Annotated in this window: 20 protein-coding genes; 8 read left to right on the forward strand and 12 right to left on the reverse strand. The window is 65.7% G+C overall.

Going from position 1 to position 22158, the window contains the following annotated elements:
- Positions 1 to 422: DUF4245 domain-containing protein (locus RHODMAR_RS10235; protein ID WP_008714120.1), on the forward strand; the 422-nt coding region annotated here is incomplete at its 5' end.
- Here the strand turns inward: RHODMAR_RS10235 and RHODMAR_RS10240 are convergent.
- Genes RHODMAR_RS10240 through RHODMAR_RS10250 form a run of 3 tightly spaced genes read right to left on the reverse strand, consistent with a single transcriptional unit; the run spans position 419 to position 2525 of the window.
- Positions 419 to 643, reverse strand: coding sequence for an exodeoxyribonuclease VII small subunit (locus RHODMAR_RS10240; RefSeq protein WP_008714122.1), 225 nt, complete (start codon positions 641 to 643; stop codon positions 419 to 421). The genes RHODMAR_RS10235 and RHODMAR_RS10240 overlap by 4 nt on opposite strands.
- 14 nt (positions 644 to 657) lie before the next feature.
- Positions 658 to 1920 carry an exodeoxyribonuclease VII large subunit gene (xseA, locus tag RHODMAR_RS10245; RefSeq protein ID WP_051047936.1) on the reverse strand — a complete coding sequence of 421 codons (1263 nt, stop codon included), beginning with the start codon at positions 1918 to 1920 and terminating at the stop codon, positions 658 to 660.
- Entirely contained in the window at positions 1917 to 2525 is a 609-nt protein-coding gene (locus RHODMAR_RS10250; RefSeq protein ID WP_042938700.1) for a lipid droplet-associated protein, read from the reverse strand. Before RHODMAR_RS10250 ends, xseA begins: the two co-directional genes overlap by 4 nt.
- 89 nt (positions 2526 to 2614) lie before the next feature.
- Here RHODMAR_RS10250 and RHODMAR_RS10255 point away from each other — a divergent pair, with 89 nt between their 5' ends.
- Positions 2615 to 3622 (forward strand): 4-hydroxy-3-methylbut-2-enyl diphosphate reductase, encoded by a 1008-nt coding sequence (locus RHODMAR_RS10255; protein ID WP_008714127.1) that lies wholly within the window; start codon positions 2615 to 2617, stop codon positions 3620 to 3622.
- A gap of 40 nt (positions 3623 to 3662) precedes the next feature.
- Here the strand turns inward: RHODMAR_RS10255 and RHODMAR_RS26950 are convergent, their stop codons facing one another.
- The gene (locus RHODMAR_RS26950) at positions 3663 to 4751 is read right to left on the reverse strand and encodes a DUF6542 domain-containing protein (protein WP_008714128.1); all 1089 of its coding nucleotides are present in this window, start codon (positions 4749 to 4751) and stop codon (positions 3663 to 3665) included.
- A gap of 20 nt (positions 4752 to 4771) precedes the next feature.
- Positions 4772 to 5938: a DNA recombination protein RmuC gene (locus tag RHODMAR_RS10265; RefSeq protein WP_008714130.1), complete on the reverse strand. Its 1167-nt coding sequence runs from the start codon at positions 5936 to 5938 to the stop codon at positions 4772 to 4774.
- Positions 5939 to 6061: 123 nt separating this feature from the next.
- Between RHODMAR_RS10265 and RHODMAR_RS10270 the strand changes: the two genes are divergently transcribed.
- Both RHODMAR_RS10270 and RHODMAR_RS10275 read left to right on the forward strand, forming a co-directional pair.
- A complete protein-coding gene (locus tag RHODMAR_RS10270; RefSeq protein WP_008714131.1) occupies positions 6062 to 7252 on the forward strand; it encodes an exonuclease SbcCD subunit D in 1191 nt (396 codons plus the stop codon).
- Positions 7249 to 10257: an AAA family ATPase gene (locus RHODMAR_RS10275; RefSeq protein WP_008714134.1), complete on the forward strand. Its 3009-nt coding sequence runs from the start codon at positions 7249 to 7251 to the stop codon at positions 10255 to 10257. The genes RHODMAR_RS10270 and RHODMAR_RS10275 overlap by 4 nt, the downstream gene beginning before the upstream one ends.
- Here RHODMAR_RS10275 and RHODMAR_RS10280 read toward each other — a convergent pair.
- From RHODMAR_RS10280 to RHODMAR_RS10300, 6 genes are all read right to left on the reverse strand, one after another.
- Complete coding sequence (locus tag RHODMAR_RS10280; protein ID WP_008714135.1) at positions 10239 to 11471, reverse strand: AI-2E family transporter; 1233 nt, start codon at positions 11469 to 11471, stop codon at positions 10239 to 10241. The two genes, RHODMAR_RS10275 and RHODMAR_RS10280, sit on opposite strands and share 19 nt — an antisense overlap.
- A 95-nt stretch (positions 11472 to 11566) precedes the next feature.
- Positions 11567 to 12064 carry a methylated-DNA--[protein]-cysteine S-methyltransferase gene (locus tag RHODMAR_RS10285; RefSeq protein WP_008714137.1) on the reverse strand — a complete coding sequence of 166 codons (498 nt, stop codon included), beginning with the start codon at positions 12062 to 12064 and terminating at the stop codon, positions 11567 to 11569.
- Positions 12061 to 13524, reverse strand: coding sequence for an AlkA N-terminal domain-containing protein (locus tag RHODMAR_RS10290; RefSeq protein WP_008714139.1), 1464 nt, complete (start codon positions 13522 to 13524; stop codon positions 12061 to 12063). The genes RHODMAR_RS10285 and RHODMAR_RS10290 overlap by 4 nt, the downstream gene beginning before the upstream one ends.
- Positions 13525 to 13639: 115 nt before the next feature.
- Positions 13640 to 13810, reverse strand: coding sequence for a YbdD/YjiX family protein (locus RHODMAR_RS27510; protein ID WP_072692145.1), 171 nt, complete (start codon positions 13808 to 13810; stop codon positions 13640 to 13642).
- Positions 13811 to 16084: a carbon starvation CstA family protein gene (locus tag RHODMAR_RS10295; RefSeq protein ID WP_008714141.1), complete on the reverse strand. Its 2274-nt coding sequence runs from the start codon at positions 16082 to 16084 to the stop codon at positions 13811 to 13813.
- Positions 16085 to 16225: 141 nt separating this feature from the next.
- Entirely contained in the window at positions 16226 to 17407 is a 1182-nt protein-coding gene (locus RHODMAR_RS10300) for an ROK family transcriptional regulator (protein ID WP_042938684.1), read from the reverse strand.
- 142 nt (positions 17408 to 17549) lie between these two features.
- On the opposite strand from RHODMAR_RS10300, the gene edd reads away from it, so the two are divergent.
- The 3 genes from edd (at position 17550) to RHODMAR_RS10315 (ending at position 20414) form a co-directional block, all read left to right on the forward strand.
- Complete coding sequence (edd, locus tag RHODMAR_RS10305; RefSeq protein ID WP_008714146.1) at positions 17550 to 19373, forward strand: phosphogluconate dehydratase; 1824 nt, start codon at positions 17550 to 17552, stop codon at positions 19371 to 19373.
- A 30-nt stretch (positions 19374 to 19403) separates the two neighbouring features.
- Positions 19404 to 20021 carry a bifunctional 4-hydroxy-2-oxoglutarate aldolase/2-dehydro-3-deoxy-phosphogluconate aldolase gene (gene eda / locus RHODMAR_RS10310; RefSeq protein WP_008714148.1) on the forward strand — a complete coding sequence of 206 codons (618 nt, stop codon included), beginning with the start codon at positions 19404 to 19406 and terminating at the stop codon, positions 20019 to 20021.
- A gap of 84 nt (positions 20022 to 20105) precedes the next feature.
- Complete coding sequence (locus RHODMAR_RS10315; RefSeq protein ID WP_008714150.1) at positions 20106 to 20414, forward strand: CD225/dispanin family protein; 309 nt, start codon at positions 20106 to 20108, stop codon at positions 20412 to 20414.
- Between the two features lie 15 nt (positions 20415 to 20429).
- Here the strand turns inward: RHODMAR_RS10315 and RHODMAR_RS10320 are convergent, their stop codons facing one another.
- On the reverse strand, positions 20430 to 21200 hold the full coding sequence (locus tag RHODMAR_RS10320; RefSeq protein ID WP_008714153.1) for an SDR family NAD(P)-dependent oxidoreductase: 771 nt from the start codon (positions 21198 to 21200) through the stop codon (positions 20430 to 20432).
- Positions 21201 to 21301: 101 nt separating this feature from the next.
- Between RHODMAR_RS10320 and RHODMAR_RS10325 the strand changes: the two genes are divergently transcribed.
- Positions 21302 to 22138: a helix-turn-helix transcriptional regulator gene (locus RHODMAR_RS10325; RefSeq protein WP_008714155.1), complete on the forward strand. Its 837-nt coding sequence runs from the start codon at positions 21302 to 21304 to the stop codon at positions 22136 to 22138.
- The last annotated feature ends 20 nt before the right edge of the window (positions 22139 to 22158 follow it).

The following is a 22158-nucleotide window of genomic DNA, read 5'->3' on the forward strand; positions in this document are numbered from 1 at the left end:
ACTTCGACGTGAACACCGCCTTGCAGTACGACGCGTCGGAAATCGGCTTCCCGGTGCGCAATCCGAGCATCCCCGAGGAATGGACGCCCAATTCGGGAAGCCGCGCGACCATTGCCGGGGACAGCGGTGGACCGGCGACGACTGTCGGCTACATCACCGGTACCGGTGCCTATCTGCAGCTGACCCAAACCACCGCCACCGAGCAATTGCTGGTTCCGTTCGTGGCGGGAGAACCGGTGTACGCGTCGGGAGCACAGAACGTGTCGGGCCGAGACTGGGTGGTCTACGGCGAAGAGGGCTCGCGAACGTACTGGGTCTCCGATTTCGGCGACGTCCGAATACTGCTGGGCGGCACCGCAACCACCGAGGACTTCACGACACTCGCCGCAACCCTCGACGTCACCGAACCGCTCGCGCCCTAGCTGTCCTTCTCGGTGCTGGCGAGCGCGGTCTCGATCCGCTTGCGCGCGCCTGCGAGCTGTTCCTCGCAGCGGCTCGCGAGTTGCTCGCCGCGCTCCCACAGGGCCAGCGAGGCGTCGAGGTCGAGTCCGCCCTGCTCGAGTATCTTGACCACACCGACCAGTTCGTCGCGTGCTTCCTCGTAGCCCAGTTCCGACACCGGCTTGACTTCGTTCTCGCTCATCCGTGCTCCTTCTGTCATTTGACTCTCCCCATGACGGCGGCGGTGACGGCACCGTCGGCCACCCGCACTCTGATCTGTGTACCCGGCGGCGCATCCTCCACCGAACGAAGAACCTCGGGATCCGAGCCGGGAACCACACGCTGCACGACGGCATAGCCCCGGGCAAGTGTGGCAGCCGGTCCCAGCGTCGACAGCCGGGCCCGCAGATGCTCGACGAGCGTGTCCTGCGTCGTGAGTTCGCGCTGAACGTCGCGTCGGGCCGCGTCGGCGAGTCGCCGAATCTCTTCGCGGCGATGTTCGAGCGAGGCCAGCGGGTCCGCCAGCACCGGCCGGTGCCGAAGCATGTCCAGGCCGCGTGCCTCGCGCTCGACCCAGTTACGCAAAGCAGCAGCACTTCTCGATTTCAGTTCCGAGACCAGTGTTCGTTCCGCGACCGCGTCGGGAACCACGAGCTTGGCGGCATCGGTGGGGGTGGCGGCTCGCAGGTCTGCGACGTGGTCGCTGAGAGGACTGTCGGGTTCGTGGCCGATGGCGCTGACGATCGGCGTGGTGGCTCGGGAGATCGCGCGGCACAGAGCCTCGTCCGAGAACGGCAGCAGATCCTCGACGCTGCCGCCGCCACGGGCCAGGACGATGACGTCGACGCTGGGGTCTTCGTTCAGATCTTTCAGCGCGTCCAGAATCGCCGGCACTGCCTGTGGCCCCTGTACCGGGGTGTTGCGAACCTCGAATCGCACCGCGGGCCAACGCCTTTGCGCAACGGTGAGGACGTCCTTCTCGGCTGCGCTGGCGCGGGCGGTGATGAGTCCGATGGTGCCGGGCAGGAACGGCAGCGGGCGTTTGAGGCGCGGGTCGAACAATCCTTCTGCCGCGAGAAGAGCTCGGAGTCGCTCGATCCGGGCGAGCAGTTCACCGACACCCACTGCCCGAATATCGGTGGCGCGCAGCGAAATGGTTCCGCGACCGGTGAAGAACGACAGTTTGCCGTACAGGATGACTCGTGCGCCTTCGGTCAACGGAATGGGCGAACGTTCGAGCAACTGAGGTGAACACGTCACCGACAGCGACATGTCCGCCGACGGATCACGCAGCGTGAGAAAGGCGGTGCGGGTGCCGGGGCGCGCGTTGATCTGCGTGAGCTGCCCCTCGACCCAGATGCTGCCGAGTTTGTCGATCCAGCCGGCGACCTTCATGGCAACCGTGCGCACTGGCCACGGTTGTTCGGCGGAACTCGCGCCTGCCTGGGTGGGGCCGGACTGGGTCGAGGGAGTGCTCACTTGGCCTTGGCGGTGGTGATGCGGTTGGCGAGCATCGTCTTGAACGGTGCACGGGCGAGCGTGCCGTTCTCGTAGTCGAGGAGAGTCTCGAGGTCCTCGACCGAGAGCGTGCGCAGGCGTGCGCGCAACTGGGCCAAGGCCAGGGTGTCGAAGTCGATCATCTCGACGATCTCGGGCTTGTTCACAGTGGGAGCGCGCTTGGCCGAGGGGTTCTGGACCGGCTCGTCCAGGGGTGGCGTCGAATAGAGCGCGAATCGGCCGTTCGCCGCGATCGGCTCGGGTGCGTCCGGCACATCGACGTCATCGGTGACGACAGGTGCATCGAAGGCGTCGTCGCCGTTCTCGTCGAATCCGTCCTCGTCGAATTCGGCCCACGCGGGCTGCTCTTCGCGCGGAGTGCCGACGACCGGCAGAGTCGCGATGATCAGATCGCCCTTGATGGCCAGTGCCGTCACCTGCTGCTGGAATCGCATTCCGCGGGCCAGCGCTTCGCTGACGACGGTCATCGGCAGCATCAGGGCAGACCCGGGAAGCTTGCGAGCCTCTTCCACGACGGTCACCGCGACGCCTGCGGCCACGCGTGCTGCAAAGGGGACTCTAGTCATGCCCACCAGACTGCCCGAAGTCGTGAACTTTGGGTAGCCGACAGGCGGGAGAAGCAGCACGTTGCGCACCAGCACGTATCCTGGAAGGCATGTCTTCGGCCGTTCCTCTGAATCTTGGTATTACACAGTCCGCCGGTGCGGGTAAGTCCGCGTACGCCGGGGGCAAGCGAGTGCTCCTCGCTGAACCGCGTGGCTATTGCGCCGGCGTCGATCGTGCGGTCGAGACCGTCGAGAAGGCACTGGAACAGCACGGTGCGCCGGTGTACGTGCGGAAAGAGATCGTGCACAACCGGCACGTGGTCGAGACGCTGTCCGATCGCGGCGCGGTGTTCGTCGAGGAGACCGACGAGGTACCCGAGGGTGCGCTGCTGGTGTTCTCGGCTCACGGCGTCTCGCCGGCCGTGCACACGTCCGCGGCCGAGCGAAATCTGCGCACCATCGACGCCACCTGCCCGCTGGTGACCAAGGTGCACCAGGAAGCGAAGCGGTTCGCTCGTGACGACTACGACATTCTCCTGATCGGTCACGACGGCCACGAAGAGGTCGAGGGCACCGCCGGTGAGGCTCCCGAGCACATACAGCTGGTGGACGGCCCCGACTCGGTCGACAGCGTCACCGTCCGTGACGAGAACAAGGTGATCTGGTTGTCGCAGACGACACTGAGCGTCGACGAGACGATGACGACGGTCGCCAAGCTGCGCGAGCGATTCCCGACGCTGCAGGACCCACCGAGCGACGACATCTGCTACGCGACGCAGAACCGTCAGGTCGCGGTGAAGGTCATGGCACCGGAATGTGACCTGGTGATCGTCGTCGGCTCGAAGAATTCCTCGAACTCGGTGCGTCTGGTCGAGGTCGCGCTGAGCGCCGGTGCGCGGGCGAGCTACCTGGTCGACTACGCCAAGGAAATCGATCTCGCGTGGCTCGACGGGGTGGAGACCATCGGAATCACCTCGGGTGCGTCGGTCCCGGAGATCCTGGTGCAGGGCGTCATCGACCTGTTCGCCGAGCACGGATACGCGGACGTGCAGCCGGTCACCACCGCAAACGAAACCTTGGTGTTCTCGCTGCCCCGCGAACTTCGCCCGGCTCGCTAGGGCCTGTACTGCTGTTCAGGCCGATGCGGGTGGGGAATGTTCAGTCGGTGCGTCGGTCGCGGTAGCGAACCTGCGGCACCGGATGCGGGGGAATGTCATCCCGTGCAGAGGCCGGCAGCGAGTACTTGCCCGACGAATCGTTGGCGGGATAGGTGTTGCCGCCGGGAGCACTGGTCTGGGGTGTCACCACCGGGCGTCCACCGGTGCTGTAGGGGTCGGCCACCTCCCGAGGAGGTTGCACGCGCGCCGAACGTTCGCGGCGAGGTTCGGTCGAGTACCGAGGTTCGGCCGGCCGCGGACGCTGAGGCTGCTGAGACCGGGTTTGCGGATACTGCGGCCGCTGGTGATCGGGTTTCTGCTGCTCGGGTCTGGCGTAGTCCGGTCGAGGTGAGTCGGCGGCGGAGTATCGAGTCTGCGGAGATGCCGGCGGCGCGGACGAGCGACGGTCGGTGGCGGACCGGGGACGAGAATCGGTGCTTCTGCGGCCGACATACGGCTCAGCCACGATGTCGGTGGCCTCGGTTGGGGACACGGTGCTGCGATCGGCCGATGGGGCAGCTCGCCGGCGAGTGCGGTCGGGCCGCTCCTCCTGAGCTCGTCGCTGGGCCCTGCTGGGCTTGTCTTCACTGGTCTTGGCGCTGCGCCGAACCGTGTCACTGGACTTCGGGCTGCGCCGAACCGCGGCGGCATGTGTGTTCTGCCGTTTGAGCATGATGCGCAGTGCACCGAGTCCGACAGCCGCGACGGTGCCGAGCAACATCAACGGAAATCGATTGACCAGCGGAATCGCGACGTTGAGAAGGATGTCCTTGAGGCCGGTGCCGGGGTCTTCGGTGAAGTACTGGTAGGACAGCGGCACCGCCACGAACAGAATCAGCGGGGCTTGCACCATTGCGGTGAACAGCCCGCGGTAGCGAACCAACACCACTGCAGCTATACAGCCGAGAATGTAGAAGAACGCGAACGCGCCGGTCAGTTCCGTCCCGCGGGCGGCGTCGACGAGGAAGCCGAGAAAAGTCAGTCCCACGGCGATCGCGACAGCACCCCATGCAGGTACGCCGGGCAGGGTCGCGAGGATGGATCGGTGAGCCAGCGGTACCCCGGAGCGGGCACGTTGGGAGGTAGACACCCCTCGAGGTTAGCCGTAGTTCAGCCGACTGCATCGTCGACATGACCGAAGTCGCGCCGGTAGCGGGACGAATCGGACAGTGTAGGTCGTGCGTCCACCCGACCGATCTGCACCGGCTCGGCGTCGAACAGTTCGAGTTCGTGCAGTTTCCGCGCCGTCACACTCACCCTGCTGTCGACCGACCCGACGGTGGAATTGAAGGACTCCACCGCCTTGCCCAGGTTGGCTCCGAGCTTGTCCAAGTGCGCCGACACGACCCCGATGCGGGTGTACAGCTCTCGGCCCAACTGTTGGATGCGCGCCGCGTCCTCGGCCAGTGACTCCTGCTTCCAGGTGTAGGCGACGGTGCGTAACAGCGCGACCAGTGTGGTGGGGGTGGCCAGGATCACGTTCCGACCGAAGGCGTACTCGAGCAGTCCGGTATCCGATGTCAGTGCAGCATCCAGGAACGGATCACCGGGAACGAACAGCACCACGAATTCCGGGGTCGGCTCGAACGCCTGCCAGTACGCCTTGTCGGCCAACTGGTCGATATGTGTACGCAGTTGTTTGGCGTGCCGTCGCAAGTTCTTCTCGCGCGCCCCGGAATCCTCGTCCTGAGCGGCGTCGAGGTAGGCCGCGAACGGCACCTTGGCGTCGACGACGATCTGTCGACCGCCGGCGAGACGGACGATCATGTCCGGTCTGATGCCGTCCTTGCTGACCTGAGTGTCGAAATCGCAATGTTTGACCATGCCCGCCAGCTCGACGACCCGCTCGAGCTGGATCTCGCCCCAACGTCCCCTGATCTGCGGTGCGCGCAGTGCCGTGACCAGCTGGCCCGTCTGGGTCGAGAGGTGGATCGATGCCCGGTGCATACCGGTGACCTGCTCCGACAACCCCGCGTAGGCCTTGATCCGGTTGTGCTCGACTTGCCGCACATGCTCGGAGAGGGCATCGACGGCGTCGTGCAACGGCTCGACCAGGTGCGAGACCTGCTGACCGATCACGGTCGAATTACGACGCGCGGAATCCTCGTTGACCGCGCTCAGCGACTGGCGAAGCAAGGCCTCGTGCTCACGCATCGCGGCCAATTGAGCCTCGGCTCGCACCGCTCGATCGCCCGTGCGCGAGGCGTGCAGCAGCCAGCCGACGACCGCGCCGATGCCGAGGGCAACGAGCAGGCCGAACGCGGTGAGAATGTTCATGGCGCAGATGATGCAGGACGGCACCGACAAGTTCGGTCGGCCCAGTTCGTGGCCCAGGCTCACTTCCCGACAGGCCGATGCACCTCGAGGAGTTTGTCGGCGGCACCCGATAGCGTCGTCGGTATGAGAATCCTGCACACCTCGGACTGGCACATAGGTCGCACCTTTCACGGTGTCGACCTGTTGGCCGATCAGGGCGCGGTGCTGGGGTCCATCGCGGAACTGGTTGCGGCGCAATCGATCGATGTGGTGGTGGTGCCGGGTGACATCTACGATCGCGCCGTGCCCAGTGCAGATGCCGTCCTGGTCTGCAATCGCGGGCTCGAATCAATTCGGGCAGCCGGTGCCGTCATCGTCGCGACCTCGGGAAACCACGATTCGCCGGCCCGCCTCGGGGCCGGTGCTGCGTTCGCCTCCGCCGGAGGCCTGCACCTGATGACTCGGGTGGGCGATGTCGCCACCCCGGTCGTCATCGAGGACGAGCACGGCGACGTTGCGTTCTACGGCATTCCGTATCTCGAGCCCGAAACCACGCGTCTCGAACTCGATGTTCCCGCCGCGCGCACCCATGCCGAGGTACTCGGAGCCGCGATGAATCGCGTCCGCGGTGATCTCGCGGCGAGAACCGAGGCAGGGCAACACGTTCGCTCGGTCGTGCTGGCACATGCGTTCATCGTCGGCGGCGAGGCGACCGGTTCCGAGCGGTCCATTTCCTCGGGCGGTATCGAAACCGCGCCCGCGGCGGCCTTCGACGGAGTCGACTACGTCGCACTCGGCCACCTGCATTCTCCACAGGTTCTCACCGACAGGGTGCGGTACTCCGGTTCGCCGCTGCCGTATTCGTTCGGTGAGCGATCACACCGGAAAGCGGTGTGGATCCTCGAACTCGACGCGAACGGGCTCGGCAGCGTGGCACGAGTAGACCTGCCGGAGGTGCGCGGGCTCGCCCGCATCGAGGGCACGGTCGAGCAATTGCTCTCGGACACGGCCTATTCCGAGTTCGAGGACCATTATGTCTCCGCGGTGCTCACCGATGACGTCCGCCCGGTCGACGCAATGCGACTGCTGCAGCAGCGTTTTCGATATGCGATACATCTCGAGTGGCGCCGCCCCGAGGGTTCCGGCGAGCTTCGCTATCGCGACCGTGTGCGTGGGCGCAGCGATCTCGACATCGCCACCTCGTTTCTGACGGACATGCGTAGCGCGCCCACCGCAGCGGAGTCCGCACTCCTGGCTCGTGCCCTGGTCTCCGTGCAGCGTGAGAGCGAGGCGACTGACGGTACCGCCACCACCGGCGACCGCGGTGCTGCATGAGGCTGCATTCCCTCGAGATCACCGCATTCGGCCCCTTTGCCGGCACCGAGACGGTCGATTTCGATGCCCTCGGGGCAGATGGGCTCTTTCTGCTTCACGGCCACACCGGGGCCGGTAAGACGACGGTGCTCGACGCCGTGGCGTTCGCGCTGTACGGAACCGTGCCCGGGGCTCGTCGCGAGGGCAAGCGACTGCTGTCCGATCACGCGGCCGCGGGTGCGGTACCTCAGGTGACCCTGGAAGCGACTCTCGGTGGTCGACGCATCAAAATAGTGCGCAGTCCGGAGTTCCTGCGGCCCAAGCTCAGAAGCACCGGCACCACCAAACAACACGCCAAGGCCAGTCTCACCTGGCTCGACGGTCGCGGGCAGAATCTCACCCGGCTGAGCGAGATCGGTGACGCCGTCAATGCCCTGCTCGGCATGAGCGCCGACCAGTTCTTCCAGGTGGTACTGCTGCCCCAGGGGGAGTTCGCGCGGTTCCTGCGAGCCGACAGCGACGAGCGAGGGAATCTACTCGAAAGACTCTTCGACACAGGACGATTCGGTGATGTCGAGGAATGGTTCGCGCAGCGCCGCCGGGAACTGGCCGCCGAACTTGCCGACGCACACCACGCCATCGACATCATGCTCGGCAAGGTATCGCAGGCATCAGGAGTGCCCGAGCCCGTGAGCGAGGACGGTGAACAGTCGGATCCGCTCGAGTGGGCGGCCGACGTCCTCGGGAACGCCCGGCAGAATCGGACTCTCGCGCAGGGTCGGGCGGTGCTGGTCGACGCGGCAGCTCGGCGTGCCTCCGATGCGCTCACCCAGGCCACCGCCACCGTCGACCTGCAGCGGCGACGCCATCTCGCCGAGGGGCAACTCACGCAGTACCGGGAAGGGGATGCGGCACGTGCGGCGCTGAGAACCGAGCTGGCCGACTCGGTGGCCGCAGGACCGATCGCCGAGGCTGCGGCCGACCTTCTCCTGGCACGCGCTGCCGCCGACGCGGCGACGACCGCGCTCGCCGCGGCCGAGCACTCGCTGCCGAATTCAGCTGAGGGGCAGCGCTTTCACGACGCGCTGCACTGGCCACCCGCGCCGGGCGATCCGTCGGCCGAGCGCACTGTGGTCGCCCAGTTCGTGCGCGACTGGACCACCGACGTCGCGCGGATGCAGTCGTTGCTCCAAGTTGCGCGTGAAGCAGACCGCATCGAGGGAACCCTCGTCGACTATCGAGCACAGCAACGCATTGCCGCAGCGCAGATCGACCGCACCGTGCAGTTGCAGGCCTCGATGCCCGAGAAGATCTCGGCCGCCGACGCGCGGGTGGCACGAGCAGAGGCCGCCACGGCAGAGTTGCCGGGCCTCGACGAGCGTTGCGAGCGGGCCCGCGCTGCGGCCGAGTCGGCAATCGAACTGGTACGCAAGCGCGCGGTTCTCGTCGCTGCCGAACGCGCCCGCGACACCGCCGGTGCAACACACAACACGGCCTGGGAACGCCTGCTCGATCTTCGTGAGCGCCGCATCGACGGGATGGCAGCAGAACTGGCGGCCCGTCTGGAACCGGGCGAGCCGTGCGAGGTGTGCGGATCGGAGCTGCACCCCCATCCCGCCGCGGCACAGGCGTCGACTGCGTCGAAAGCGCAGGAAGACAAGGCTGCAGCCGCCGAACGCGCCGCGGCCACCGAGCGGGACCGAACGGTCGCGGCCGTCGCGGAGGCCAAACTCGCGGTGGACCTCCTGCACGATCGCACCGGGGGAGTGGCCCTTGCGCAGCTGACCCGGATTCTCGACGTCGCAACCAGCGCGGTGCAGGCTGCTCGTACGACGGCCGCGGACGTCGGTGCGGCGTCGGCTGACTCGAGCCGATTGCGCCGTGAATCGGACGCGCTCGCGGTCACTCTCAACGACCTCGTCGCCTCGCGTGGCGCGGTGGACGAGCGCATATCGGCCACCGAGGAATCGCTGGGGCGGATGCGCGCGTCCGTGGCCGAGGAAGTGGGGCAAGGCCAGTCGCTGGCCGAACGAATCACCGAGCGTGAAGCATTGCTCGACGGTGCCCGCAGAATCGCGGAGGCGCGGATCGCCTGGCTCGACGCCACCGCGCAGGCCGACGCGCTGCGCGGCGAACTCGACCGACGGGTGACGGCGTCGAATTTCGATTCCGTCGACGCCGCAGCCGGGGCCGTTCTCACCGCCGATCGGGTTCAGCGGATCGAGAACGAGCTCCGCGCCGCCGACGAGCGTCGGGCACACGCCGAGCACGTACTGCGCGAGCCCGCCATCGTCGCCGTCGCCGGGCAGCCGCCGGTGGATCTGGATCCGCTCCGATCGGTGTGCGACGAACTCGACGGCGAGGTCAGGTCCGCTGCCGCAACGGTGGCGGAATGCCGGAGGCGTGCAGACGATCTGGAGCGTCTGATCGCCGAATTGCTCACCGCGGCCCAAGCGATCGCGCCGCAACGGGCCGAATTCGACGAGCTCGCCAACCTTGCGGACGTGGTGGCCGGGCGGGGACAGAATGCCCGGAAGATGTCGCTGCGGTCCTATGTTCTCGCGTCCCGGCTCGAGGACGTCGCGGAGTCGGCATCTGCGCGGTTGCGTCGAATGTCCTCGGGGCGATACGAGTTCGTCCATTCCGACGAGGCTGGAGCCCGAGGTAAGCGCGGTGGCCTCGGCCTGGATATCCGAGACGACTACACCGGCGTCGTGCGTTCGGCCAAGACCCTCTCGGGCGGCGAAGCGTTCCTCGCGTCGCTTGCGCTCGCATTGGGGCTCGCCGATGTCGTGGCCGCCGAATCCGGTGGCGTCGTGCTCGACACGATGTTCATCGACGAGGGTTTCGGCACGCTCGACGCCGACACACTCGAATCCGTGATGGCCGTCCTCGACGAACTACGGGCAGGCGGACGCGTCGTCGGCGTCGTCAGTCACGTCGACGAGATGCGCCAACGCATCCCCAGTCGGCTCTACGTCAAACGGGAGCGCACCGGATCGACGCTTCAGGTCGTCGCGTCCTGATCCGAGGACGCATCTTCCGATTCGGCCTTCTCGTCCGCGTCCCTCGATGTGGCCAGGTCTTCGGCCGTCGGGGCCTGATCTTCGAGTTCGTCCTGGGCAGGCTCGTTCGACCGGGCGTCGACCTGCTCGGACAGGTATCGGATCAGCACGGCGGCAACCGCAGCAGTCGGGACGGCGAGAAACGCACCGATGATGCCGAACAGCGAGCTACCGCCCGTCACGGCGAGCAGCACGATCGCCGGGTGCAGATTCATGCTGCGGCTCTGCAGAATCGGCTGCAGCACATTGCCTTCCAACTGCTGCACCGCAACGATGATGGCAAGCACGATCAGCGCCGTCGTGAGCCCGTTCGCCACCAGGGCGACGAGGACCGCGAGTGCACCTGCGACGAACGCGCCGACGATCGGGATGAAGCCACCGAGGAACGTCAATGTCGCAAGAACCAGTGCCAACGGAACGCCGAGAATGATCAACCCGAGGCCGATGAAGAAGGCATCGATGAAACTCACGATCGCCTGGGTTCGGATGAATCCGCCCAGCGTCACCCACATCCGCGAGAGCACCTCGGCCAGGTGGCGTCCGGCCCGCCCGCCGGAGAATCCGTGCAACCACGGCAGGAACTTCGGTCCGTCCTTGACGAAGAAGAAGGAGAGTACGAGTACCAAGGCCAGCGTGATGAGGATCGAACCGGCGGCCGATACGCCGGTGAAGACGCCCGAGGCGATCATCGTGCCGCTGTCCTGTAGCCGCGAGACGATGGCGGAGACAGCGGAGTCGATCTGGTCCTCGCCGAGGTTCAGCGGTGGTCCCTTGACCCAGTTCTGAACCTGCGTGATGCCGCCCGAGGCTTTGTCGACCAAATCCGGCGCCTGCTCGGCAACCGAGGGAATGATCAGGGTGATCACGCCGCCGATGACGACGAAGAACACCACCAGCGAGACAGTGGCGGCCAATGCGGCCGGAAAACCGAGCCGCATCATCAACTTCGCCGGCGGCCACAGCACGGTCGCGACGATGACCGCCAGCAGTACCGGCAACAGGATCACCCACAGGTGACCGATCAGCCAGCCCAACACCCATGCCCCGGCCGCAATCGAAATCAGGATGAGCGACCACTTGGCAATCCACAGGCCGCCGACTCCGATGAGGTCACCGCGATCCTTGTCGGGCTTGGCCGATGCCCTGGATGTTCCTGACGATGCCGATTCGGTCACTGGGCTTCCTCACGCTCGGCGGATAGCAGATCGTGAAGAACCATAACGCCCGGTGTCGGCCGGTCGAATGCCACCGTCACCCGAAGCAGTGCCGGTCAGACCTGCTCGTGCGTCAGCAACCACGTCTTCACCGGCAGACCCCAACGAAAGCCGCCGAGAGCGCCGCCGATACGGACCACCCGGTGGCACGGCACGAACAGCGCGGTGGCATTGCGAGCGCACGCCGACGCCGCGCCGCGGATGGCAGCGGGTCGGCCCGAGAGCTCGGCGAATTGGGAGTAGGTCACCGGCTTTCCGGGCTCGACGGTGCGCAACACATTCCAGGCGTGCATCAGGAATTCACCGGACCGTTGGGCGACGGCGATCTCGTCGATGCGATCCAACTCGCCGCGGTGGTACGCGTCGACGGCGGCGGTGATCGCACCGAGATCGGCGCAGGTGCGCACGGTGTCGGGTCGTATCGCCGGGTGAACCAGCATTCGTAGTCCCTCGACGTCGGCGGTCCAGCCCGAGGCGAGGACGCGCTCCTGTGCGTCGACGATGGTGGTGAACGGGCCGATCGGGGTGTCCTGAGTGGCGGAGGCGGCGGTCATGCTTGTCTTCTTTCCAGTGCGGTGAGCCATAGGTGCATCGAGACGTAGGAACGCCAGGGTGCCCAGCGTGCGGAATTCTTCAACGAGACACCCAGTGCCTCGGCACCTTGTCGGACGACGAGGTCGGTATCGAGGAGAACATCGGGATCGCCGAGCAGGCGCATCACGACGTACCGAGCGGTCCACGGTCCGATACCTTTGAGCGCAAGCAATTCTCGTTCCAGATCGGGAGCTTCCCGCGCGGGATGCAGCACGACGGTTCCCGACGCGATGGCGTCGGCGACGCGGATGACGGTCTGCACGCGGGCCGCGGGCCCGGTGAGAACCTCGTGGCCACGTTCGGCGATGACCGCGGCCTCGGGAAACAGCCGGGTGACGGCTGCGTCACCCAGATCCAGCGGTGCCCCGAGAGCATCGACGAGCCGGGCGGTGTGGGTGGCCGCGGCCTTCAACGAGATTTGTTGTCCGATCACTGTGCGCAGCAACATCTCTGCGCCGTCGACCACTCCGAGCGCGCGAATGCCCGGGTGGGCGTCGACGCTCGGGGCCAATTGTGGGTCGTCACGCAGGGCGTCGTCGACGGCGAGGGGATCGGCGTCGAGGTCGAGTAGATGCCGGATTCGGGCGACAGCGGGAGCGAGATCGCGCATGTCCTGCAATGTCACTGCAGCACTGACGAATCCGTCCATAACCCGCAGTGACACCAGTCCGGCAGCGTGCGGCAGGCGCAGCGATCGCACGTAGGTACCGTCGGAGAACGATTCGATGCCGTCGACCACATGGCCTCGGAGAAACCACTCGATCCAACCGCGGTCCAACGGTGGGCGGTAGGGGAGCCGCAGGGTCACTGTTCCTCCGGCGGTGGGAGTCGCGGTGCGGTGCGCTTCCCGGCGCAGGGTCGTCGGATCGACCGCGAAGACTTCCTTGACGGTGTCGTTGAACTGTCGAACGCTGGAAAAGCCTGCAGCGAAGGCGATGTCGGCCATCGACATGTCGGTGGTTTGAATCAGAGTGCGGGCGGTGTGTGCCCGGTGCGCGCGAGCCAAGGCGAGGGGGCCTGCGCCGACCTCGGCCGTCAACACCCGGGTCAGTTGGCGGCTCGAGTAGCCGAGAGTGCCGGCCAGCCCGTCGACGCCACCGCGCTCGATCGCTCCGTCGGAGATCAGCCGCATGGCGCGGGAACTGAGGTCCGAATGAACGTTCCAGCGTGGGGAACCGGGAGTGGCGTCGGGCTGGCAGCGGCGACAAGCGCGGTAGCCCGATTGTTGCGCCGCCGCTGCGGTGGCGAGAAACGAGACGTTGCCGGGCTTGGGCGTGCGAGCCGGGCAGGAGGGCCGGCAGTAGATGCCGGTGGTACGGACGGCGGTGAAGAACTGGCCGTCGAACCGCGCGTCACGCGAGGAGACCGCGCGATAGCACCGTTCGAAGTCCAGTTCCGGCACCTGTCGTTCGCTGCTCATGGCTCTACTGTGTCAGCGCGACCCCGCCAGTGCTAGCGGAAATCGGACGGGGCTGCGCCCCTCGTGCGCCTTTTGCACCCCTCCAGGTATGCAAAAGGCGCACGAGGGCGGAGCCCTAACAGCAGCGGGCCCCTGGGTTCCGGTCTGCTTCTGCGTGCCGGTCCTTCCAGTACTGACGCACGGTCGGTGGTTCCTGCCCAGGGTGATGCCGAGCCAGGTGGGCGACGTAACGGTCGTAATCGTGATCGCCCATCACCGAGGTGATCCACCACCACAGCCCGCGCATCTAGTGCCCCGCCCCGGGTCGACGCACGGTGCCGGCGTCGATGAGTCGGTCCCATTCGGCTTGAATTTCCTTCTCCGCTTTCGTCGGCACGAATCCGGCGGGTCCGAAGATCTTCGACGGTACTTCCGGCTCCTCGTGGTCCGGAAGCCCGCCCGCGCGGACGGCCTGGATGCATACGGCGATTCCCGCGCCGGCGACGATCAGCACCAGGAGGGCGAAGAGGATCGACAGTGTGCCCTGGATGAAGGTGTTGCGAATGACCGCATCGATGGCCTCGGACGTCTTGGCGTTGCCGAATTCGCTGAGCCCCTGTGCTTTCGCGTCACGGAACTGCGAGTTCTGGGTCCAGTAGCCGATCGCCGGAACCGAGGAGAAGATCTTCTGGTACGACGCGGTCATCGTGACGATCAGGTCCCAGGCCAGCGGGAGCCCGGGGATCCAGGCCCACTTGTACAGTCCGCGCTTGACCACGATCGTCAGTACGACGGTCAGGGCGATGGCGGCGAGCAACTGGTTGGCGATGCCGAACAGCGGGAACAGTGTATTGATGCCGCCGAGCGGATCGGTCACGCCCATGAGAAGGATGGCACCCCAGGCGATGACGACGATGAACGAGCAGATCCACGCACCGGGACGCCAGGACGGATCCTTGAACTTCTTGGCCGACTCACCGGGCAGGTTGCCGATGCTGTCGGAGAGCATGAAGCGCGCCACGCGGGTACCGGCGTCGACCGTGGTGAGGATGAACAGGGCCTCGAACATGATCGCGAAGTGGTACCAGAACGACTTGAGCCCTGGCCCGCCGAACACCTGATGCAGCACCTCGGACATGCCGAACGCGAGTGTCGGTGCGCCGCCGGTGCGGGAGATGATCGACTCCTCGCCGACATCGGCTGCGGCCTGGCTCAATTCGGCCGCCGAAATATCGCCGCCGCTCAAGCCTTGTCCGTTGACGTAGGTCGCTGCGGTATCCGCGGTTCCGCCGGTGAGCGCCGTCGGTGCGTTGAGGGCGAAGTAGAGGTGCTGGTCGAGAATGCATGCGGTGACCAGGGCCATGATCGCGACGAACGACTCGGTGAGCATGCCGCCGTAGCCGATCATCCGCATCTGCTTTTCCTTCTCCAGCAGCTTCGGTGTGGTGCCCGAGGAAATCAGCGCGTGGAACCCGGAGAGTGCGCCGCACGCGATGGTGATGAACAGGAACGGGAACAGCGATCCGGAGAAGGCGGGTCCGTTGCCCTCGGTCGCGAAGGAGGTCATCGCAGGCATCTGAATCTCGGGCCGCGCGATGAGGATTCCGACGGCGAGCAGCGCGATGGTGCCCACCTTCATGAACGTGGACAGGTAGTCGCGCGGTGCCAGGAGCAACCAGACCGGCAGGATCGAGGCCATCAGGCCGTAACCGATCAAGCACCATGCGACGGTGACCTTGGAGAGCGTGAACCAGTCGGTGCCCCAGTCTGTTTCGGCCACCCAGCCGCCTACAATGATGGCCATGAGCAGCAGGACGACGCCGATCAGAGATACCTCGGACACTTTGCCCGGACGGAGGTAACGCAGGTAGACGCCCATGAAGAGGGCGATCGGGATGGTGAGGGCGATGGAGAAGACGCCCCAGGGGCTCTCGGCGAGCGCGTTGACCACGACGAGTGCGAGGACGGCGATGATGATGATCATGATGACGAAGACGCCGATCAGCGCAGCGATGCCGCCGACGACACCGAGTTCGTCTCGGGCCATCTGCCCGAGGCTCCGGCCGCGGCGTCGGGTGGAGATCCACAGCACCAGGAAGTCCTGAACTCCGCCGGCGAATACGACGCCGATGATGATCCACATCGTGCCGGGTAGGTAACCCATCTGGGCGGCGAGGACGGGGCCGACGAGGGGACCGGCTCCGGCGATGGCTGCGAAGTGGTGGCCGAACAGCACCCGACGGTCCGTCGGCATGTAATCCTTGCCGTTCTCCAGGATTTCGGCCGGGGTCGCACGATCGTCCCGGGGGAGGACTATCTTGCGTTCGATCAATCGGGCATAGAAGCGAAACGCGAAGATGTAGGTGCAGACGGCCGCGATGACGAACCAGACGGCATTGGGGTTCTCGCCGCGAACGATCGCGATGATCGTCCAGGCAACGCCGCCGAGCAGGCCGATGGCCACGAGGAGCAGACGTTTGGCGGTCGTCATCGGATGCGTCTCGACGACCCCGACAGGGGGCAGATCTGGATCCGTCTTCAGCAATTCGACGTGTGGATCGCCGGCCGCTTTCAGTGACATGTGTGGGTCTCCAAGCTCGCAGTTGTGACTGCGATCACCCTATTGGCGACGAGTTGGTTCGTCCTCGGATTGACGCATCGCGCTGCGCCCGGCGGTCGTTGGAGTGCGACGAACGGAAGGCAGCCGGAACGAACCGGAGCGTCAACTGCCGAGCGCGTCGTCGACGGCCCGGGCACTGAGTACCTGGTCCAACACCATTGCGGCGCTGCCGATGACTCCCGAGAGGTCCCCGTGGGTCGTGGCCTGAATGGTCAGAGCCTTGGTGGCCAGCGCGGTGGCGTTTCCGTAAACGGTCTCCCGCAGCCCGGCGACGAAGATGTCGTAGGCATTGGCCATGTCGCCCCCGACGATCAGTACCTCGGGGTTGAGCAGGTTCACGGCTCCGGCCAGGGTTTCACCGATGTGGCGTCCACTGTCGCGAATGAGTCTGCGGGCTTCGGGGTCACCGCTCACCGCGAGGTCGACGACGCCGCGGATGTGGCCGACTTCTCGGCCCTGTTCGGCGAGCGCGCGTACCAGCGCCCAGCCGCCGGCGATGGCCTCGAGGCAACCGCTGTCGCCGCACCTGCATGCAACTCCGGCTGCGGCTGCGGTTTTGGTGTGGCCGAATTCGCCTGCGGCTCCCAGCGATCCACGTTGCAACGCCCCGCCCGCGACGATCCCGGCACCGAGACCCGTCGAGGCCTTGACCAGTAAGGCGTTCTGGAATCGATCACGATTGTCCCGGCGTTCGGCGAGAACCATCGCGTTGGCGTCGTTGTCGAGAAACACCGGAGCCGACGTGATGTCGGCGAAGAACGGTGCCAGCGGCACCCCGTCCCAGCCGTGCATGATCGGCGAGTCCAAGCTGCAGCCTCGCTCGGTGTCGGCGGTGCCGGGGATGGACAGACCTACCCCGAGGATGCGATGCCCGGTCCGGTGCGACTCGTCGAGCAATGCCTGCAGCCGCTTGGTGATCTGCGGCATCAGCTCATCCGGGCCCACGCCGATCTCCTGGTCGACGGTATCGCCGGCGAGAAACTCTCCACCGAGAGTGAAGACGCCCAGTTGCGACCGGCTGCGTCCGATCGCGGCGGCGAGTACGACGCCTGCGTCTACATCGAAAGACACTCGCGCCGGAGGGCGTCCGCCGGTCGACTGGGTGTCCTCGGTTTCGATGACCAGTCCGAGACCGGTGAGTGCGGCGACGCGGGAGGCTACGGCCGACCGTGACAGGCCGGTGATCCGGCCCAGTTCGGCTCGGGTGTCGGCCTCTCCGTCGCGAACCAGAGCGAAGATCTCGCCTGCGGTCGCAGGCGGAGCGCTCAGGCGCGGCATCGACATATATGCCATTCAACCAACTGGCAACTTCTACGGCAACACCCTAAGAATTGCTACTTATAACTTTCAAGAACATAAGTTGGGTTGCTGATGTGCTTAACTCCACTTAGGCTGGGTCTCGAGAGACCGAACATCGGAGATGCTCATGGACACACTTCATCCGGTCCTGCGTCAGGTCACCGACCGCATCGCAGACCGTAGCCAGTTCGATCGCACCAAGTACCTCGCCCGAATCGCAGCCGCAGGGGATCGCGGTCCCGCCCGCGGCCGCCTCGCGTGCGCCAACATCGCCCATGGCTTCGCGGCCTCCGGCAAGGCCGACAAGCAGGCACTGCGCGGCATGGTCAAGCCCAACATCGCCATCGTGTCGGCGTACAACGACATGCTTTCGGCGCACAAGCCGTTCGAGACCTACCCCGCAGTGCTGAAGAGGTCCGTCATCGACGCCGGTGGCATCGCACAGTTCGCCGGTGGCGTGCCCGCCATGTGCGACGGCATCACCCAGGGCCGCGACGGCATGCAGCTCTCGCTCTTCAGTCGCGACATCATCGCGATGTCGACGGCAATTGCGCTGTCTCACGACATGTTCGACGCCACCCTGATGCTCGGCGTGTGCGACAAGATCGTTCCCGGAATGCTCATCGGCGCACTGAGTTTCGGCCATCTACCCGCGGTGTTCGTGCCCGCCGGTCCGATGACGTCCGGACTTCCCAACGGGGAGAAGGCAAAAGCCCGACAGCTCTACGCCGAGGGCAAGGTGGGCCGGGAAGCGCTACTGGACGCCGAGGCCGCGTCGTATCACGGCAGTGGCACGTGCACGTTCTTCGGAACGGCCAATTCCAATCAGCTGCTCATGGAGGTCATGGGCCTACATCTGCCCGGCTCGTCGTTCGTCAATCCCGGAACTGCAATGCGCGACGCGTTGACTCGTGAGGCCGCCCACGTCGTCACCGGTCTGACCTCGCTCGGCGACAATTACACCCCGGTGGGGGAGGTCGTCGACGAGAAGTCGATCGTCAACGGCTGCGTCGCACTGCTGGCCACCGGTGGTTCCACCAATCACACGATGCACCTCGTCGCCATCGCGAAGGCCGCCGGAATCACGCTGACCTGGCAGGATCTGTCGGACTTGTCGGCCGTCGTGCCACTGATGGCCAGGATCTACCCGAACGGCAAAGCCGACGTCAATCACTTCCATGCAGCAGGTGGCCTCGGGTTCGTCATCGGTTCTCTGCTCGACGCCGGGCTGATACACGAGGACGTCACGACCATCGCAGGCAAGGGCCTCACGCGCTACACGCAGGAACCCAAGCTCGACGGTGACGGTGTGATGTGGCAGGACGGCACTCGAATCAGCCACGACAACAGCGTGTTACGTGGAGCAACCGAGCCGTTCAGTGCTGACGGCGGACTGAAGATGCTGACCGGGCCGATCGGAAAGTGCGTCATCAAGACCTCCGCACTGGCCCCCGAACATCGGGTGGTCACCGGACCGGCACGTGTGTTCGACGACCAGGCGGACTTCCTCGAGGCATTCGACGCGGGCCTGCTCGACAGCGATTTCGTCGCCGTCCTGCGCTACCAGGGCCCACAGGCCAACGGTATGCCAGAGTTGCACAAGCTCACCCCGGCCCTCGGAATCCTGCAGGACAAAGGCCGTTCGGTCGCGCTGATCACGGACGGCCGGATGTCCGGTGCTTCCGGAAAAGTCGCTGCGGCGATCCATCTCACACCTGAGGCTGCGAGCGGTGGACCGATTGCGAAAATCCTCGACGGTGACATGATCACTCTCGATTCCGTCGGTGGCACATTGTCGATCGACGTTCCGCTCGCCGAGTTCGAGGCACGGCCGGTGACCGGTCGAGTGTTGGACGCCGACGAATGGTCCAGTACCGGACGCGATCTGTTCTCCGGAATGCGTGCGCTCGTCGGCCCGGCCGACGAAGGCGCAATGTTCGTGATGCGCTGAGTCCCTGTAACTCCAGAAGAAGGTAAGAACGTGACTGCATCCCTGCTCGACCGCGTACCCGTCATCCCCGTCGTCGTCATCGAGGACCTCGAGCACGCCGTGCCCATCGCCCGTGCCCTGGTGGCCGGCGGAGTACCCGTCATCGAGCTGACCCTGCGCACCCCGGTGGCGCTCGATGCCATCGAGCACATCGCGGCGGAGGTCCCCGAGATCCTGGTCGGTGCAGGCACTATCGTCACCCCCGGCCAGGCGAAACAGGCCGCCGATGCGGGTGCTCAGTTCCTGGTCTCGCCCGGTTGCACACCGTCCCTGACGAAGGCCATGCGAGACACCGGGTTACCGCATCTGCCCGGTGCTGCAACGGTGTCCGAGGTACTCGCGCTCCTCGAGGCCGGCTACACCGAGCTCAAGTTCTTTCCGGCCGAGGCGTCGGGCGGTGCGAATTTCTTGAAGTCGATCCATTCGCCGATCCCCGCCGCGCGATTCTGCCCGACGGGTGGCATCTCCACCGCAAACGCGTCGACCTACCTGGCGCTGCCGAACGTCGGCTGCGTCGGCGGTTCGTGGCTCACTCCGGCCGCAGCTGTCGCAGCACAAGATTGGGATGCCATCGTCGCTCTTGCGGCAGCCACGGCCGAACTGGTGTGAGCTGAACTCTCCGCAGATGGAACCAGATGTCACGGTGCGGCGTCCTACTAGCTGTCCGTCATCGAACCATCGGGGGAAATCTTCATGTCGTATCCGTACGAGCAGCCAGCGTCTCAGCCGTATCCAGCAGCGCAGCCCTATGCACAGGCACCCACCCTGCCGGCCTCCAATGCAGGGTGGGCCGTCGTGGCCGTCATCTTCTTCTGGCCGTTGGCCATTCCGGCGTTCAACCATGCGCTGAAGGTGCACCCGCTGTGGCTGATGGGTGATGCGCAGGGCGCGCACTATTCGTCGAATCGCGCCGGATTCTTCGGAAAGCTCTCGCTCGGAGTCTTCGCGGTGTTCATCGCGCTCTATATCGCCTTCATCGCACTGGTCATCGCGAACTCGTGATCGGCGGCTCAGCGGTCACCCGCGGGTGACCGCGATGCCGCCGTCCACGTACAGCGTCGTTCCGTGCACCATCGCTGCGCTGTCGGACACCAGGAACAGCACGCCGTCGGCGATGTTCTGCGGGGAGAGCACCTTTCCTGCCGGCGTTCCTGCTGTCATGGAGTCCAACACCGAACGAGCATCCTCGTTGCCCGGCGTCAGCGTCGCGCCGGGCGCGAGAGCGTTCACTCGAACACCACGTGGGCCGAACTCGGCGGCCCAACTGCGAACGAGCTGCTCGTCGGCGGCCTTGGTGGCGGAGTACATCGCTGCGAAGGGGCTCCCCATAGCGGCCATCCACGAACCGATGTTCACGATGACTCCGCTGCCGCGCTCGGCCATAGAGGGTGCCAGTTCGCCCACGAGCACGTGCGGAGCTCGGACGTTGACGGCAAGCATCGCGTCGAGCTGATCATCGGGAAGGTCTGCGGTGGCGGTGGCCGGATAGATGCCGGCGTTGTTGACGAGAATGTCCACGCGACCACCGAGTGCGACGTTGGCAGCCCTCGCGAAGTCGCGGATGTCCTGGTAGCTGCTGCAGAGGTCCACCGATACGAACGTTGCCATCCCACCGTCGGCGGTGATTCGATCGACCACTGCGGCTCCACGTGCGGCGTCCCGGCCGCTGATGATCACCGACGCTCCGTGCGCGGCGAGGGTCGTTCCTATTGCCGCGCCGATTCCGCTGCTCGATCCGGTGACGACGGCGGTCCGTCCGATGAGTTGCTGTGATGTAGAAGAAGTCATGACGTCATGTCTATGTGTGCTGCCGCCGGCGAGCCAGGCGTCGGTCAACCTAGGTCTGTCATGACCAGGCTCGTGGTCGCCGATGTCGCTATGTTGACATCATGAGCAATGACAGGTCGGCCCTCAGCGCCTTTTTGCGTGACCGGCGCGACCGAATCACTCCGATCGACGCCGGGTTGCGTACGTATCCCGGTGCCAGGCGGGTGCCGGGGCTGCGGCGAGAAGAGCTGGCGGTGCTGGCCGGAGTGAGTCCGGATTACTACAGCAAACTCGAGCAGGGTCGGCAGGCGAATGTGTCGCCAGAGGTACTGCGGGCAATCGCCCGGGCCTTGAAGTTGGACGAGGTGGAGTCAGCGCATCTGCTCGATCTCGCCTCCCCGGCCGGGCCCGTGAGCGATGCGCCCCAGCAGCCGAATCCGGGGCTGCTTCAGGTGATGAAGGCGCTCGATCATGTTCCGGTGATTCTGCTCGGGCGCAGCGGGGTCATCCTGGCCAGCAACTCGCTGGTTCGATCCGTGCTGAGTCTGCCGTCGTCCGCCGGGCACTCGCTGTTCCACTACCTGTTCCGCAATCCCATCGCCCGCGAGCGAATCGTCAATTGGTCGCAGTTCGCGGCGGCCTCGGTCGCCGGGCTGCGCCGCGATCTCGCTCGTCGACCGGGGGACCCTACCCTCCAAGCATTGATCGACGAATTACGTTCGGCCGAGCCTTGTTTCGAGCAGTGGTGGAGTGGCCAGGAGGTGGGCGAATTCGCGGGTGCAACCAAGATAATTCAGCACCCGGCGGCGGGTACCCTCCAGTTCGACATCGAGATTCTGGCCTCGCCGAGCGAGCCGGATCAGAGTCTGATCGTCTACACGGTCGAGGAAGGGTCGAGTACCGCGAAAGTCCTGCCGATCCTGGCGAGCTGGGACCCGAGTTCGGCGATCACCTCGTGACCGGTGAACTCGGTCGGATC

The organism is Rhodococcus sp. AW25M09, from assembly GCF_000333955.1.
In the GTDB taxonomy this organism is placed as follows: Bacteria; Actinomycetota; Actinomycetes; order Mycobacteriales; family Mycobacteriaceae; genus Rhodococcoides.

Coding starts and splice junctions, on each gene's coding strand:
- RHODMAR_RS27510 (WP_072692145.1), bottom strand. CDS start 13,810: ATGCGCGGGCTGTGGTGGTGGATCACCTCGGTGATGGGCGATCACGAT.
- RHODMAR_RS10325 (WP_008714155.1), top strand. CDS start 21,302: ATGAGCAATGACAGGTCGGCCCTCAGCGCCTTTTTGCGTGACCGGCGC.
- edd (WP_008714146.1), top strand. CDS start 17,550: ATGGACACACTTCATCCGGTCCTGCGTCAGGTCACCGACCGCATCGCA.
- RHODMAR_RS10290 (WP_008714139.1), bottom strand. CDS start 13,524: ATGAGCAGCGAACGACAGGTGCCGGAACTGGACTTCGAACGGTGCTAT.
- RHODMAR_RS10265 (WP_008714130.1), bottom strand. CDS start 5,938: ATGAACATTCTCACCGCGTTCGGCCTGCTCGTTGCCCTCGGCATCGGC.
- RHODMAR_RS10315 (WP_008714150.1), top strand. CDS start 20,106: ATGTCGTATCCGTACGAGCAGCCAGCGTCTCAGCCGTATCCAGCAGCG.
- RHODMAR_RS10255 (WP_008714127.1), top strand. CDS start 2,615: ATGTCTTCGGCCGTTCCTCTGAATCTTGGTATTACACAGTCCGCCGGT.
- RHODMAR_RS10320 (WP_008714153.1), bottom strand. CDS start 21,200: ATGACTTCTTCTACATCACAGCAACTCATCGGACGGACCGCCGTCGTC.
- RHODMAR_RS10250 (WP_042938700.1), bottom strand. CDS start 2,525: ATGACTAGAGTCCCCTTTGCAGCACGCGTGGCCGCAGGCGTCGCGGTG.
- RHODMAR_RS10275 (WP_008714134.1), top strand. CDS start 7,249: ATGAGGCTGCATTCCCTCGAGATCACCGCATTCGGCCCCTTTGCCGGC.
- RHODMAR_RS10285 (WP_008714137.1), bottom strand. CDS start 12,064: ATGACCGCCGCCTCCGCCACTCAGGACACCCCGATCGGCCCGTTCACC.
- RHODMAR_RS10300 (WP_042938684.1), bottom strand. CDS start 17,407: ATGTCGATGCCGCGCCTGAGCGCTCCGCCTGCGACCGCAGGCGAGATC.
- RHODMAR_RS10270 (WP_008714131.1), top strand. CDS start 6,062: ATGAGAATCCTGCACACCTCGGACTGGCACATAGGTCGCACCTTTCAC.
- RHODMAR_RS10240 (WP_008714122.1), bottom strand. CDS start 643: ATGAGCGAGAACGAAGTCAAGCCGGTGTCGGAACTGGGCTACGAGGAA.
- RHODMAR_RS10295 (WP_008714141.1), bottom strand. CDS start 16,084: ATGTCACTGAAAGCGGCCGGCGATCCACACGTCGAATTGCTGAAGACG.